The sequence below is a fragment of the Alcaligenes sp. 13f genome (assembly GCF_020496585.1).
GTDB classification, from domain to species: Bacteria; Pseudomonadota; Gammaproteobacteria; order Burkholderiales; family Burkholderiaceae_B; genus Alcaligenes; species Alcaligenes phenolicus.
Map to the genome: position 1 here is coordinate 247428 of NZ_JAHKKC010000002.1, position 15172 is coordinate 262599.

General features: G+C 57.4%; 14 protein-coding genes. 11 read left to right on the top strand and 3 right to left on the bottom strand.

The window, feature by feature from the left end:
• Nucleotide 1: 1 nt before the first annotated feature.
• Nucleotides 2–340 carry a DUF485 domain-containing protein gene (locus tag KOE80_RS02585; RefSeq protein WP_060185399.1) on the bottom strand — a complete coding sequence of 113 codons (339 nt, stop codon included), beginning with the start codon at nt 338–340 and terminating at the stop codon, nt 2–4.
• Between the two features lie 198 nt (nt 341–538).
• Here KOE80_RS02585 and KOE80_RS02590 point away from each other — a divergent pair, with 198 nt between their 5' ends.
• The 3 genes from KOE80_RS02590 (at nt 539) to KOE80_RS02600 (ending at nt 4816) form a co-directional block, all read left to right on the top strand.
• A complete protein-coding gene (locus tag KOE80_RS02590) occupies nt 539–1045 on the top strand; it encodes an RNA polymerase sigma factor (protein WP_088451931.1) in 507 nt (168 codons plus the stop codon).
• A gap of 78 nt (nt 1046–1123) precedes the next feature.
• On the top strand, nt 1124–2110 hold the full coding sequence (locus KOE80_RS02595; RefSeq protein WP_226348284.1) for a FecR family protein: 987 nt from the start codon (nt 1124–1126) through the stop codon (nt 2108–2110).
• 300 nt (nt 2111–2410) lie between these two features.
• Nucleotides 2411–4816: a TonB-dependent siderophore receptor gene (locus KOE80_RS02600; protein ID WP_083054802.1), complete on the top strand. Its 2406-nt coding sequence runs from the start codon at nt 2411–2413 to the stop codon at nt 4814–4816.
• A 57-nt stretch (nt 4817–4873) separates the two neighbouring features.
• Here the strand turns inward: KOE80_RS02600 and KOE80_RS02605 are convergent, their stop codons facing one another.
• Nucleotides 4874–5638, bottom strand: a complete 765-nt coding sequence (locus KOE80_RS02605) for a class I SAM-dependent methyltransferase (RefSeq protein WP_086069042.1) — start codon at nt 5636–5638, stop codon at nt 4874–4876.
• A 120-nt stretch (nt 5639–5758) separates the two neighbouring features.
• Here KOE80_RS02605 and KOE80_RS02610 point away from each other — a divergent pair, with 120 nt between their 5' ends.
• On the top strand, nt 5759–6502 hold the full coding sequence (locus tag KOE80_RS02610; RefSeq protein ID WP_051316297.1) for a class I SAM-dependent methyltransferase: 744 nt from the start codon (nt 5759–5761) through the stop codon (nt 6500–6502).
• Between the two features lie 144 nt (nt 6503–6646).
• Here KOE80_RS02610 and KOE80_RS02615 read toward each other — a convergent pair whose 3' ends face one another.
• Nucleotides 6647–6970, bottom strand: coding sequence for a hypothetical protein (locus tag KOE80_RS02615; RefSeq protein WP_147293845.1), 324 nt, complete (start codon nt 6968–6970; stop codon nt 6647–6649).
• Nucleotides 6971–7415: 445 nt separating this feature from the next.
• On the opposite strand from KOE80_RS02615, the gene KOE80_RS02620 reads away from it, so the two are divergent.
• The 7 genes from KOE80_RS02620 (at nt 7416) to KOE80_RS02650 (ending at nt 15164) form a co-directional block, all read left to right on the top strand.
• Nucleotides 7416–8954 carry a ShlB/FhaC/HecB family hemolysin secretion/activation protein gene (locus tag KOE80_RS02620; protein ID WP_021447205.1) on the top strand — a complete coding sequence of 513 codons (1539 nt, stop codon included), beginning with the start codon at nt 7416–7418 and terminating at the stop codon, nt 8952–8954.
• Nucleotides 8955–9005: 51 nt separating this feature from the next.
• Nucleotides 9006–10958: a DUF2341 domain-containing protein gene (locus KOE80_RS02625; protein ID WP_226348285.1), complete on the top strand. Its 1953-nt coding sequence runs from the start codon at nt 9006–9008 to the stop codon at nt 10956–10958.
• 9 nt (nt 10959–10967) lie between these two features.
• Nucleotides 10968–11381, top strand: coding sequence for an ExbD/TolR family protein (locus tag KOE80_RS02630; protein ID WP_009461843.1), 414 nt, complete (start codon nt 10968–10970; stop codon nt 11379–11381).
• Between the two features lie 19 nt (nt 11382–11400).
• The gene (locus KOE80_RS02635) at nt 11401–12120 is read left to right on the top strand and encodes a TonB family protein (protein WP_035270206.1); all 720 of its coding nucleotides are present in this window, start codon (nt 11401–11403) and stop codon (nt 12118–12120) included.
• A gap of 42 nt (nt 12121–12162) precedes the next feature.
• Nucleotides 12163–13881: a putative porin gene (locus KOE80_RS02640; protein WP_137430599.1), complete on the top strand. Its 1719-nt coding sequence runs from the start codon at nt 12163–12165 to the stop codon at nt 13879–13881.
• Between the two features lie 66 nt (nt 13882–13947).
• Complete coding sequence (locus tag KOE80_RS02645) at nt 13948–14598, top strand: hypothetical protein (protein ID WP_021447203.1); 651 nt, start codon at nt 13948–13950, stop codon at nt 14596–14598.
• Nucleotides 14599–14630: 32 nt separating this feature from the next.
• Nucleotides 14631–15164 carry a YbjN domain-containing protein gene (locus tag KOE80_RS02650; RefSeq protein WP_226348286.1) on the top strand — a complete coding sequence of 178 codons (534 nt, stop codon included), beginning with the start codon at nt 14631–14633 and terminating at the stop codon, nt 15162–15164.
• Nucleotides 15165–15172: the final 8 nt, after the last annotated feature.

Below are 15172 nucleotides of genomic sequence, written 5' to 3' on the forward strand. Positions count from 1 at the left end.
CTTAAACGGTCGCGGAGCGCATTGAGAACTGCTGGGATTCTTCTTGTGTTAACTGCTGCACCATCTTGTCCAGGTGACGCAACTGGACGGCATAGCGCCAGGCCACGGCACCCCCCACCAGATACTGGGCGATCAGATACCAGAGCCCGAAATTGGTGGAGTTGCTCAGTTTCAGACGAAAAAGCTCGGGGCTAAGACTGGAAAGAATGGGAACCAGAAAAAAGAAGGCCATGCTGACAAACAACAACCGCAGCACCACGCCTCTTCGCTTGCGTACCAGATCCTGGAATTGAGGCTTTGCGTACAGCGCCTCATAAACCTGGGCAGAGATATCCGCCATGTTTGTCTCCTTTTTTGATTGGATTTGTATTTGCCATTCTTAAGAAGGAGGGCGCGATAGGAAAGCGCCAATGTTGCAAGCCCTCTTGCAAATTTGCAGGATGAGGTGGGATGCCACACTGCAGGGACTTTTCTATATCTAAATGAGAATTATTGTTAATATGCTCGCTTCATTCGACATCCGTCTCTTGTATTTGCCATGTCCCGCCGCCCCACGTCCAAGAAAGGCTGGCTCGCTCATTACAGCGGGCTGATCGGCTCGTGGGCCAAGCGCAGCTCTTTGCCGCAGGACGCGGAAGATGCCGCGCAGGACTCCATTGAAGGCTTGCTGCGCGGCGAACATGCTGCGGCACTGAATCAAAAAGCCTATATGTATCGCAGTGCGCAAAACCAGCTGATCAGTGAGATCCGCCGTCAGTCGCGCCACGACGTGGTGCCTCTACACGATTTGCGAGAGGAGGAGCACCCGGTAGGTCTTGGCCCCGAAAGTGATCTGCGCATGGAGCAGCTTAGCCAGGCGTTGCGAGATGCCTTGCAGGAGCTGCCCTTGAAGTGCCAGCAAGTGTTTTTGTGGAACAAAATAGAGGGCTATACGCAAAAGGAAATTGCAGAGAAGCTGGATCTGACGCCCAGCTCGGTGGAAAAATACATGAAGCGGGCATTGCGGCATCTTCAGAAAAAGTTACAAAGCTATGCCCCTCATTGATTCCGGATTTCCTTATGCATAAACGTCTTATCAGTGAAGGGCACGGTTTTGTGCCCTGTGTCCCTGGCGACGCGAGCCATGCCTAAAAACGACAATCCCACCCCCTCTTATCTGCCCCAAGAGCAAGCGCTGGACTGGTTTTCCAGAGAGCAGCTCGGTGAGCTGACGCCGCAGGAGCAGCGTGAGCGGGATGCGTGGTTGGCGCAGGATCCGGCCAATGAGCGGGAGTACCGTTCCTTGCAGCAGGTCTGGCAGGTGGCGGACCATCTGCCCATGGACGAGATGCGGGAGATCATGAATCGTCCGGCGAAAGAGGTGCCCAACTTTGCGCGTCGACGCTGGGTGATGGGTACAGGGGTGACGCTTGCAACGGTGGCCGCCGGGGCCTGGTTCAGTCGTTCGATGTGGGCCGAAACGCCTGTGTTTACCCAGCGCCTGTTGACCGCACGCGGCGAGCGCAAGCAGCTTGAATTGCCGGATGGTTCGCGTCTGGATTTGAATACGGACACGGAGGTGAACATCGCGTTTTACGCGTCGCGCCGAAACGTGGAGCTGCTGCGGGGCGAGGCCCTGTTTGCGGTGCAGTCCGACAAGAATCGCCCCTTTTCCGTAGACGCGGGTCAGGCGCAGGTGCTGGTTACCGGGACGCAGTTCAATGTGCGTCGAGAGGCGGAGAGTGTCGCCGTGGCTGTGCGCGAGGGCTCGGTGCAGCTTTCCACAGGCCCGTGGTGGCGCCGGGACCGGGCGATGTTATCGGCTGGGCAGGTATCCAGCGCGGTAAACAACAAGGTGATGCCTTTAGCTCAGGAGCGTGTGGAAGCGATTATGGCCTGGCAAGAGGGGCGCATCGTGTTCCGTGATGTGCCTTTGACGACGGTGGCACAGGAGCTGAGCCGCTATCTGGAACACCCCTTGCGGGTGACAGACTCACAGATCACCAAGTTGCGCATTTCGGGCACATTGAGTATTGAGGAACCAGCAGCGGCGCTGGATATCCTGCCGGACATCGCGCCAGTACGGGTGGTGCGACAAGCGGATGGCAGCGCTTTGTTAATGGCGCGTTAAGGTTACGGCTCGTTTTGCGTTTGGCAGCAAGCAATAAGCCACGAACCGTGAAGTGCGAATGGTGAACAGCGATTCGAAGACGAACGATGCTGTGCTGTTGAGTTCCGTTGCCAAGCAAGTCGTGCACCACTATTGATACATTTTGTATCAAAAAGAGCAGTGAGAATCATTCCGGAAAATTTTTCGCTACGGCGTCTTACTTATGGGGGCCTGCTTTCCAGATCGGAAACAGGCTAGCCCATAGCCTTGGCCAAGGGCGTCTGCGCACCATGCGCGTACTTATTTTTTGGAACTCTGTTCATGCTGGACACGCAAGCAATACCCGCCGCCGCGCGTCGGGGTACGACATCGATTGGTCTTAACGCCCTCGCACTTTCCCTTTTTCTGGCTATTGGTCTGTACGCACCCCATGCCTGGGCGCAGGAAACGCCGGTGGCGATCAGCATTGCCGCACAACCCTTGGAGGCCGCGCTGGAAAAGCTAGGTGCACAGGCCGGGTTGCAGATTTTCTATCTGCCTGACGCGGTTAAAGGGATTGCGGCTCCCCCTGTGTCCGGCAGTCTCACGGCAGATCAGGCCTTAAGTCGCTTGCTGGCAGGCACGGGTCTGGAATTTCGACGTAAGGGCAAGAATGTGTCCCTGACCCGCCCGGTGCAGGGCGAGACGACGCAGCTGGCTCCGGTTCGTGTGGTGGGGCGTGATCTGTCTACTGAAGGCTCGGGCTCCTATGCCGTTCAGGCGACCACGGCGGCAACAGGTTTGCGTCTGTCACCACGCGAGACCCCGCAGTCCGTCAGTGTGATTACACGCCAGCAGATGGAAGATATGAATTTGACTACGCTGGGCGAGAGCTTTAAGACCGTCACGGGGATTGCAACGTCCATGTCGGATATTGACCGCACCGATATTCATTCGCGTGGTTTCTATATCGACACTTACCAATACGATGGGGTGTCTATTGCCACACAGAATGATTTCTTCGGAACTTCCAACTTTGATCCCATTCTTTACGACCGCATCGAGATAGTGCGTGGTGCTACCGGCTTGATGACGGGGGCGGGCAATCCTGGGGCTTCGGTGAATATCGTGCGCAAACGCGCGACCAGCGATGTGTTTACCGGCACCGCCTCTGTTGGCATAGGCTCTTGGGACCATCACCGGGGCACGATTGATCTATCTACGCCCTTGAACAAGGACGGTACCGTGCGTGCCCGCGTGGCAGGGATGATGGAGGAGCGCGATTCGTATATCGATCGTTACCACACGCGCAATCGTGCCTGGTTAGCGACTGCGGAAGCGGATCTGACGCCTGACACGACTGTGCGGGTTGGAGTAGAGCATCAGGCTAAACGTCCGACGGGCGTGACCTGGGGCGGTCTGCCTACGCTGGATAACAAGGGCGGGGATCTGGATTGGCGTCGCTCTTTCAGTGTCGGTGCAGATTGGACACGCTGGGATACGACCAGCAATACCTTCTACGCGGGCATAGACCATCGCTTTTCCAATGGCTGGTCCTTGAAAGCCAATGTCAGCCGTCTGGAGAGCGAGTACGACTCCAAGCTGGTGTATTTGATGGGCCACCCTGATCCTGTCACCGGCTTGGGCATGACGTCCTTGCTGAACAACTCGCATCAGGAGTTCGATCAGAACAGCGCCTCGCTGGAACTGAGCGGGCCATTTAATGCCTTCGGCCAGGAGCATGAGGCTTTTGTGGGAGTGATGGGCAGCAAGTCCAACTACCGTTATGGCAACCACGCTCCGCAAGGCAATACGCCAGTGGGTAATGTCTTTGAATGGGACGGCTCCTATCCCGAGCCGGTATGGGGGAGTTTTCAGCCGTTGGGCGAACAGGAAACGCGCCAGAATGCGGTCTATGGCGCTCTGCGCCTGTCCTTGAGCGATTCCCTGAAGCTGATTGTGGGTGGTCGACAAACCAATTGGAAGCGCGAGTCCGGCAATGACACCATGAACCATCATGTATTCACGCCGTACGCTGGCCTGCTGTACGACTTCAACGATAACTTCACGGCTTATCTCAGCTACACGGATATCTTTCAGCCCCAGACCTATCGTGATGCCAGTGGCGGCTTTCTGGACCCGGTGCAGGGCAAGAGTTATGAGCTGGGTCTGAAATCCGAGCACTTTGATGGCAAGCTCAACACTTCGCTGGCATTGTTTCGTATCGAGCAGGACAATGTGGCCGAAAAAGACGGTGACAGGACTGTACCTGGCTCCAGCGATTTTGCTTATCGGGGGGCCAAGGGCGTGACCAGCGAGGGCTTCGAGCTACAGGCTTCGGGTGAAATTCAACCTGGCTGGCAGGTGTCCGCAGGCTTTGCACGTAATCTGGTGCGCAATGCTGAGGGTGGTCCTTTTAAAACTTCTGAACCGCAGAACCTGGCGCATTTGCAAACTTCCTATATCGTGCCGGGTACCGAAGGGAAGTTGACGGTAGGCGGCGGTGTGCAATGGCGCAGTCATGTTTATGTGGATAGAACTGTGGCGCCAAATCTTAGCGCACGACGCGAGCAAGGTTCCATTTTGCTGGCCAACTTGATGGCGCATTACCGCTTCTCGCCTAGCTTGTCGGCCCAGTTGAACGTGAATAATCTGTTCGACAAAAAGTATGTAGACCTGACGGAGGACTCTCAGGGCTTTTACGGTGCACCGCAGAAGATCATGCTGACGATGAAGTACCAGTTCTAAAACAAAAGCCCTGGTCTGATGCCAGGGCTTGATATTGCGAAGCAGAGGTTTGTGGAATCAGTCCTCTGCTTCCACCTCTTCCACGGACAGCAGCTCCTGGTGGTCGAAGTACAGATGGGAGCTGATTACGGGCGAGGAGTCGTCGGCCTGTGCACTTAGTTCCAGACAATCGCCGGACAGATAAAGATCAGTCAGCAGAGCGGGCTTGCCATTCATCCAGATTTTCCCGCTGACATCCTGATACCGCTGCTTGAGCTGCAAGCGGTAGTCCGTCCCGTCCAGACCTTCCCATTCCCATTCACCGGCCACCTGCGCGGGCACAATCCATTTGTAGATTTTGATGCCGCCTACATGCAGGATCTCGTCGGCTTCCCAGTCTCCCATATCAAAGGCGTGCGACACAATGCGCGCACCGGGTCGCAGCTCCTGCAACAAGCGTGGGCGCAGGATGGCATTGATGGTGTCCATCAAGTACAGCGTCACGATGGTGGCCTGGCTGAAGTCTGCGGTAAACAGATCCTCTTCCACAAAGTCCACCAGATACTCCACGCCGGCATGGCCGGCTTGCTCCATGGCATCGGCAACGCGCAGCGGGTCCAGTTCGACGCCTATGCTGGTGCAGTGGTATTTTTTGGCGGCCGCAATAACAATGCGCCCATCGCCACAGCCCAGGTCATACAAGACGTCCTTGCGCCCGGTTTGAGCCAGTTGCAGCATGGTGTCGATGACGCGGTCGTCGCTGGGGACGAAGGGTACGTCCAGAAAAATGTCAGGTTCCACGATGGAATGGTCGTCAAGGTCTTTAATCAGGTCTTTGAACAATAGCGGTCCTTATCAATGGTGTTGGGCGAAAATTCGTTTAAATTCGGCTATCTATAGTGTAAACCACAGCAAAATAAGCCAAAATTCGCTTTTTGTGTCGATATGGACGATCATCAGTCTATGTCAGACTTATATGGCTCGACCTCATCCACGCCCGCCAAGTTAAAAACCCGTCTCCAGCATATACGAATCTCGCCCAGAGAATCGTTACGTATTCGTTCCTTGGCCGATCACATGCAATATGCTGACCCGTTGGGACATGCACAGTCTCTGGGCATAGGCCCGGCTGTCTGGCCCTTGTTTGGCCTGGTATGGCCGTCCAGCATTCAACTGGCGCGCAAATTGAAAAATCGTCCCATTCGGGCGGATGAAAGCATTCTGGAACTGGGCTGCGGATTGGGCCTGACCAGTCTGGTGATGCATAAACGTGGCGCGCAAATCCACGCCAGCGATTGCCATCCCATGGTGCCGCATTTCCTGAAGCTGAATCAGGCTTTGAATGGCTTGTCCGATCTGCCGTATGTCCATGCCCAGTGGGGGGAGCAATCTTGCCCTGATTTATTGGCTTCTTTGGGGCTGAAACCCGCCCGGCAGCGTTATGACCTGATCGTGGGCAGTGACCTGTTGTATGAAGGGAATACGCCCGCCCAATTAGCCCAACTGGTAGACCAGCGTGCGAAGAAGCAGGCCGAGGTCTGGGTAGTAGACCCGGACCGGGGGCATCGCAACAAATTTACTCAGGAAATGTCGCGCTACGGTTTTGAGCTGGTGCGACAGGTCTGCTTGCGCGATCGCCCCATTTTGATGCCCGAAGGCAAGGAGGTGTCTTACAAGGGGCGTTGTTTGCAGTATCAGCGCAGTTAGAAAAAACACATCATCTCAGGCTTTTTTACCTGAGGGGCTGGAGTCAGTCAGCGCTAGCAGAAGCCCCACATAAATCGGACACGGGACCGATTTGTGTGGGGCTTTTTTATATTCAAACAGGTTTACTTGGGGCCGGCTGCTTTCTCAGGGATTCGGCGGCGCAAAAGGCGAAGGCGCTGATGGCCGTGGCGGTCGTTGCGGATAAGCCGAGGTCCCGAAGTTCGAGCCCATCCGATTGCTGCTTGTTGCCGGATTGACCAAACCCATTGCATTCGGGCCTTTCTGGATGATGGCTTCAGACCCTAGTCCTGGCGCGCCGGGTGTTGTGCCTGCTTTGGGCTGCATTTGCTGGCTCAAGCAATCGTAGGACAGGGCCGCCTGTCCATCCACTACTACACTGACACAGCCGGGAGACACATCGGACGGGGGCTTTTTTGCGCCTTCAATCTGCGTGTTTTGCTGGGCCATGCTGCCTGCCTGAACCAAAAACAATAAGAAGAAAAGGAGAGGGCGCATAGGGTGGTGCCAATAAAAAGAAGTCACACCATAACGGCGTTCGGGTTCCACACACCCTAGCGCAAGCCTTCACTTTTCTGGGTGAAGTTTTCATGACAAAGGCGGCGTATTTTGCCGCTGTCATGGGGGCAGGCACATCGTGCCGTTGGGGACGAGTCTTCCTGTTTGACCCCCGCCGTCCAGAAAGAATTATGAAGTTTTTGTTACAAACGAAAGTTTTCGATTTCTGCTGCGTCTAGATGTCAACGAGTCGCGCGGCGTGTCGTCCCAGCAGGGGCACACCGACACAGCGCTCATCAGATTGAGGATCGGAAGCATCGTGATGCCAGCAGAAATTTCAGGGCGCAACGTCCGTTTGTCCGGGTGGAGGGGCCACCCCTTTTGTGCTGCGCCAGTGATGGCGCTGGCTTTGTTGCTGCCTCATAGTGCCTTTGCGCAGGCTCAGGGCAAGGTCAACATCAATGAATACATTGTGCGTGGCAATACCGTGCTGGATGCCCGCAGCATTGAAAAAGCGGTCTACCCCTTTTTAGGCCCCGAGCGCAGCCTTGAGGATATTGAAAAAGCGCGCGACGCCTTGCAGGAAGTCTATAACGCGCAGGGCTATCAGTCGGTTTACGTGGACCTGCCCGAGCAGGCCGTGGCTGATGGCGTGGTGTTTTTCCAGGTCACGGAAACCAAGGTAGGCCGTGTGCGCGTGGTCGGTGCTGAACACTATTCGCCGCTGGCCATCCGTGACGGCGTGCCGTCCTTGCAAGAAGGTCAGGTGCCAGATTTCAGCAAGGCGCAGGCGGAACTGGCGGAGCTCAATCGCGGTGCCAGCCGTCAGGTCATGCCCATGGTGAAAGAAGGGCGTGTGCCCGGCACCATGGACGTGGATCTGCGCGTTGACGACAAAAGCCCCTGGAGTGCCAGTGTGGGCTTGAACAATGATTACAGCGCCGACACCAGCAAGCTGCGTGGCATGGTCACTCTTGGCCACGACAATCTTTGGCAAAGCGGCCATACCTTCTCCCTGACCTACTTCACGGCTCCGCGTGACATGCAGGATGCCAAGGTCTGGTCGGCGGCCTACACCATGCCTTTGTCCCCGCGCTGGAGCCTGGCGTTCTCTGGCTACAAGTCTGACAGCGATGTCTCGACTGTTGGCGGCACCAATGTGCTGGGCAAGGGCCAGTCCTACGGCATTCATGCCACCTACACCTTTCCGCAGTCCGGCTCCTGGTATCACACCGCCTCGATTGGCATGGACTACAAGGATTTTGAAGAGCAAACCCGTTTTGGTGAGACCAGTGACCGCGTGCCGCTGACGTATCTGCCCTTCACGTTGGCCTACAACGGCTACCGCTATACCGAAGACTCGCAAACCAGTGTCGGCCTGACCTTGACGGGCGCCAGCCGCAGCCTGTTTGGCCTGAACAGCGAATGGGAAGAGTTCGACTACAAGCGCTGGATGGCCAGCCCCAGTTTCATGGTGTTCAAGGGCGATCTGAACCACACCGAAACTTTTGCCAAAGACTGGCAGGCCTATGGCCGAGTGGGCTTTCAGATTGGTTCAGGCGCTCTGGTTTCCAACGAACAATTTTCGGCCGGTGGCGCGACCAGCGTGCGCGGTTATCTGGCCGCTGAGCGCAGTGCAGACGATGGCTGGATGGCCAGCGTCGAGCTGCGCACCCCCTCGCTGGCCCGCTGGATTGGCCCCTCGGTTAACGAGTGGCGCTTCTACGCCTTCAGCGACGTTGCACGTTTGCGCTTGCGTGATCCCCTGCCTGAGCAAGAGTCCAGCTTTCATCTGGCCAGTGTGGGCATCGGTACGCGTCTGCAAATGTTTGACTGGCTGTCCCTGCATGCCGACTGGGCTTATCCCCTGACGCAAGGCGTCAACACCGAACGACACGATCCGCGTGTGCACTTCAGCCTGCGCGCCTCCTTCTGACCCCCTTAGCCAGAACAATCTGCCTGATTTTGTTCCCGGAGTAATTCGATCATGAAACGCCTTCTTCTTTTGATGCTCGCCATGATGGTGGGCTGGCTACCCGCCGTGGCGCAGGCCTGGTGGCAGCCTGATTGGCAGTACCGCAAGCAAATCTCTGTTGATACTACGCCTGAAGGCGCGGCCATCAGCGAAAACGTAGGCCGCACCCCCTTGCTGGTGCGCCTGCATACCGGCAATTTTTCCTTTGATGGCACCAATGAAAATGGCTCGGACCTGCGCTTTGTGTCCGGTGATGATCAGACCGTGCTGAACCACCAGATCGAGAGCTTTGACCCCTTGATGGGCATGGCGCTGATCTGGGTGGATATTCCTGAGGTGATGGCCAGCCAGAAGCAGGATATCTGGATGTACTACGGCAACGAGAAAGCCCCGGTGGCTTCCAATGGCCAGATTACCTTCGATCCCAACTACACCCTGGTCTACCACTTTGATGGCGCCGCTGGTGCACCTTCGCGTGACAGTACGGCGTACATCAACCACGCTCAAACAGCCCCAGCGGGCGTGATTGACGGCGTGTCCGGACGTGCCGCCCAGTTTGTGGGTACAGCGCCCTTGATGCTGCCTGCCAGTCCTTCCCTGGCCGTGCCAGCAGCCGGTGCTTTTTCTTTCAGCGCCTGGGTGCGTGCAGATCAGCCCCAAGGCCAGCAATTGGTCTATGCCCGTCGTGATGGTGCCAACAGCTTTCTGATCGGTCTGGACCAGGGCGTGCCCTTTGTTGAGATCAATGGCCAACGCAGTCCTGCCGGTGCCCCCTTGTCGCCCAGCACCTGGCAGCACCTGGCCGTGACAGCCGATGGCAGCCAAGTGATTCTGTACGTCCAGGGCCGCGCCACGGCTTCCCTGAATGCCAGCCTGCCACCGCTGAGCACGGTTGCCGCTTTGGGTGGTGATGTCCCCGGCACTTTGCTGGCCGCGCCTGCTCCTGTGGCGGCTGAAGTAGTTGGCGCTGAAGGTGCCACGCCCGGTGCAACTGTCTCTGCCGGTGCCGAGGCCACAGCGCCTGTCGCCGCTCCAGTCGCTAACTATGCGCCCTTTGTTGGCGCGATCGACGAGCTGCGCTTGTCCAAAACTGCCCGACCTGCTGCCCTGATTTACGCCGATGCACTGGCACAAGGAGCCGAGTCTCGCCTGATTGCGTACGGTGCGGATGAAGAGCAGTCCGGCTTCGGTTTCGGTGCTCTGGGCTTTCTGCTGAAAGCCGTCCCGATGGACGCCTGGATTGTGATCGCCGTGCTGGTATTCATGATGTTCCAGTCCTGGGTCATCATGTACCGCAAGAGCCGTCAGGTGGGCCGTGTACAAGAAGCCAACCGTCAGTTCCGTGCTGCATTTGGTGAGTCCGGCGGCAAGCTGGATGCGGTACAGACCGACGCCAAGGCCGAACAGAACTTTGCTCATTCCTCTTTGTGGCGCCTGTACCGCATGGGGGTGAAAGAGCTGCACAACCGTCAGGCCCAAGGCATGAAGGCCTTGTCTCCCAACACCATCGAAGCCATCCGCGCTTCCATGGACGGTGTTCGCACACAAGAAAATCAGGCACTGGGTGCACGTCTGGGCATTTTGTCCAACGCGATTGCCGGTGGCCCTTATATCGGTCTGCTTGGCACGGTGCTGGGGATCATGGTGGTGTTCCTGGGAACCGCGATGGCAGGTGATGTGAACATCAATGCAATTGCTCCCGGTATGGCTGCTGCCTTGCTGGCGACTGCAATGGGTCTGTTCGTCGCGATTCCGGCCCTGTTTGGCTACAACCGCCTGATTGGCCGCAATAAAGATGTCAGCGCGGATATGCGTGTGTTTGTGGACGAGTTTGTGACTCGCTTGGCTGAAATCCATGGCCAGAACAGCGCGCCCGGCAAAACCAAACACGACAAGCACGAGGCGGCATTGGCTCAAGGCGCTGACCTTGATCTGGCCCACGCCCAGGCTGCTGGCTCGGCATAAGGAACGGACATGGCAGCCCTACGAGACGACGACGATGACGGCGCAGCCGTTGACGGCATCAACATTACCCCGCTGGTTGATGTGCTGATGGTGGTGCTGGTCATGTTCATCCTGACCGCCACCGCACAAATTTCCGGCATTCAGGTGAATTTGCCCAAGGCCAGTTCCACCGTGTCCCTGGTTCAACCCAAAACCAAAGCCATCTCCGTGAACGAAGCGGGCCAGGTGTTTCTGGATGCCTATCCGGTGACCCTGCCCGAGCTGGAAGACCGCTTGCGTACCGAGAAAGCCCTGAATCCGGATTTCCCGGTCATTGTGCGCGGCGACAGCATTGTGCAGTACCAGAAAGTGGTGGAAGTGCTGGATGTGTTGCGGCGCTTGGAACTGTCCCAGGTCGGTCTGGTGACCGGCAAACCTCAGTAAGTTAATTGGTGTTCTAACGATGTTGCCAAACTCATCCAAACCGCAAGCCAACCAACGCGCACGCTGGCGTCGGCTGGCCATCAGGGTGCTGGTTGTGGTGCTGGTGGCGCTGCTGGGCTGGTGGGTCTGGAAATGGGCCAACGACATGGCAGGGATCAAGCGCCAGGTGCCCAAAGAGCCCATGTTGATTCCTTTGCCGCCACCGCCTCCACCGCCGCCCGAACCCGAGCCGCCACCGGAACCTGAAGAGCCCAAAGAAGAGGAAGTGGTCGAGCCGGAGCCTGAACCCGAGCCTACGCCGGTTGAAGAGCCCCAGCCGCAGGATGAAGCGCCACCTACGCCATCGGACGATTTGTCAGACCCGATGCAAATGGACAGCGACGCCCAGGCCGGTACTGACAGTTTCAACATCAGTGCCGGACAGGGACGAGGCATGGGCGGCAGTGGCGGTGGCCGTGCAGGCAATGCCACCTATAGCCAGTACCTGGCCTATGCGCTGCAAAAAATCCTGCGTGAGGACAGCCGCACCCGCAACTTGGTCTACCGCGTTCAGGTGCAGTTGTGGTTGACCGAAGACGGGTCCATTACCCGTGTCGCCCTGGCGCAGTCCTCGGGCGATACCGAGATTGATGAGGCCTTGGTAGCTGCCTTGCGTGAAGTCGGGCGCTTGAGCGAGCGGCCACCGGCGTCGGTAAGCATGCCTATCCGAGCCCAGGTAACGGGTCGTAGGCCCAGTTGATTGTCTGCCTTTTTTGACCGAATGATTTGGAGTGCGCTTTTCATGAAAACCCATCCTAGTCGGCTGGCTTGCGCGGTGGCGCTGGCCTTGACCTGCACCGCTGGCCCTGTGCTGGCTCAGGCGCCATCCCAGAACGCCACCGTTAACCTGATTCGTCTGCTGGTGCAGCAAGGCGTCTTGCCCCAGGCTCAGGCCGATGCCCTGGTGGCTCAGGCCGAGGCGGAAGCGGCCCAGGCTCGTAAAGCCGATATTGGTGCAGCAGGTGCCGCCCAGGCCCGGCCAGGTGATGTGCGTGTCACGTACATCCCGGAGACGGTGCGTGAGCAGATCCGTGAAGAAGTGAAGAATGAAGTGATGTCGCAAGCCAAGGCCGAGAACTGGGCCCAGCCCAACACCTTCCCGGACTGGGTGTCGCGCATCACGGTTGAAGGCGATGTACGCGTGCGTAACGAGTCGCGCCTGATGGATGGCGCGAACAGTAACGAGTTGATCAACTTTGCGAAGTGGAACGACAACGGCCCCATTCCTACCGTGGTCGAAAACAAGCCCTATGGTTTGAAGATTCCTTATCTGAACAGTCGCCAGGATCGCCGCAACCTGTGGCGTATCCGTGCTCGTCTGGGTGTGAAAGCGACGCTGTCCGAGCGTTGGGAGGCCGGTATCCGCCTGGCCACGGGCAGCGATGACAATCCGGTGTCCACTTCCGATACGCTGGGCAACGGCATGGGCAAGAAGCACCTGTGGCTGGATCAGGCCTACTTGTCTTACCGTCCTACCGATTGGGCCACTATTGTGGCGGGTCGCGCCTCCAGCCCCTTTGACTCCACGGATCTGCTGTGGTCGTCTGACTTGAATGTCGATGGGATTTCTGCTGCCTTCAAGCACGCGATGTCGGATCGTCCAGTGACCGTCTTTGGCAATCTGGGTGCCTATGCGCTGGAATACGCCAACACGCCATGGGATCGCAACAGCCTGTCCGAAGGCTCCAGCGAAAACAAATGGCTGTTGGGTGCGCAGATCGGTGCTGAATGGAAGATCAACCAGCGCAACAATCTGCGCGGCAGCGTAGCGTACTACCACTTTGACAATATCGCCGGCCAGCGCTCCAGCGCGTGTACTTTGTACTCGTCCAGCGATGTGTGTGACACAGACTGGTCGCGTCCGGCCTTCATGCAAAAGGGCAATACCGTCTTCCTCTTGCGTGACATCCGTCAGTGGTCGGCAGATCCCAAGAACTGGAACGAATGGCAATACGTGGGCCTGGCCTCCAAGTTCAACTTGCTGGACGTGAACATGCGCTGGGATACCGAAGTCATGAATGGCTTGAACCTGCGTTTGGCCGGTAATTACGTGCGTAACCTGGCTTACGACAGCAACAAGATGGCGGATCGTGCTGGTGGTCTGCACAACATCGCCTCCAACGGTACTTACGATGCCTCCGGTAACCCGACGGGTATCGAAAGCGGCGGCAATGCCTGGATGGTTCAAGCGACCTTGGGCAGCAGCCTGGGCTTGAAGGACAAGGGCGATTGGCTGGCTTTTGCGGGCTACAAGTACATCGAACCGGATGCCATGCCTGATGGCTATAACGACTCTTCCTTCCACTTGGGTGGCACCAATGCACGTGGCTACTTCCTGGGTGCAGGTTATGCCTTCGAGAAGAACGTAACCGGCCATCTGCGCTGGAGCAGCTCCAAGGAAGTCTATGGCGCACCGCTGTCTATCGACATCATCCAGCTTGAACTTAACGCCAGGTTCTAAGCCATGAAGATATTGAACTCATCCTGGAAGCCGTGTGTGCAGCCAAGTGGGCGCAAGCCTTTTCTCATGACGCTGGGCGCGCTGCTGCTGGCGGGCCTGGGCCAATGGGCTGGCCCAGCCATGGCACAAAAATCGGATATGGAGGAGCGGCTGCGCACGCAGTTGCGCTCCAGCACGCAGCAATTGCAGCAGTTGCAAAGCCAGCAAGCGCAGTTGACGGCCGCTAAGACGGCTGCAGAAACCGAACGTGATGCGGCCCGCAAGGAGGTCGAGCAACTGAAGGCCCGTTTGGACAAGGCCAGCAAGCAGGCGCAAAGCTTGCAAGACGAGCAGGAGGGCATCAAGACCTCTGCGCGTCAGCAAGTGGCGGCAGCGCAATCGCAATTAGGCCGTGCGCGTAACGAGTTTGAAACCTTGCAGGTGCAAGCTCGTGCCACTGAAACGCAGCGTGCCAGCCTGGCGTCCAGTCTGGCCCAGCGCGAAGAGGAACTGGGACTGTGCACGGCAAAAAACAAGGAATTGTATGCAGCCGGGAAAGAAATCCTGGCGGCGTATGAGCAGTTCAGCACGGGCGACTTGCTCAAGATCCGACAACCGCTGGCCGGCTCTGCACGCGTGAAGTTCGACGAGCACGCGCAGGCGCTGGGCGACAAGCTTTATGACGGCTTGTACACGCCCGGTGCCACGTCGTCGGAACAGCCGCCTGTCGCGCCCTGAGCCTTATTGATTGATACCCACAAGGAATATGTATGACTGACTCCCAAACCATCCAATCCGTCTCCTTGAAGCAATTGCAGGAGTTGTTGCAACAGATGGGCTATCGCGTGACCGAGTCCGAGCAGGCTGGGAATCGCCAGCTCTTGTCGGCTTCGCAAGGCATTGGTTTTGCGCTGCGCCTGGGTAATCCTGCGCATGAGGCGGACCAGGCACTGGATTACACCTTGAGCTGCGCTTTGCGCGTTCAAGGCGAGATGCCTGCCGGTATCGAATCGGCCTGGAATATTGGCAAGCGTTTTGCTCGCCTAGCGGTACAAGGCGAGTTTCTGGTGCTGGAAATGGACGTTATCGTGGCCGGTGGCGTTGCACCAAGCTACCTGCAAGCTACCGCTGAATTGTGGGACCGCTTGTTGCAGGAATGCCTGCTGTTTTTGCGTCAGCATGCGGCGGCGAATAATGAAGCCCAGAGTGCCGACAAGGGTGAAGCGGTTGCTGTTCAGCCAGAAGTAGCCCAAGAGACTACTGCGCCTGTCGACGCTGAACAAACTGAAGCGGCACAAGCTTGAACCAGGTG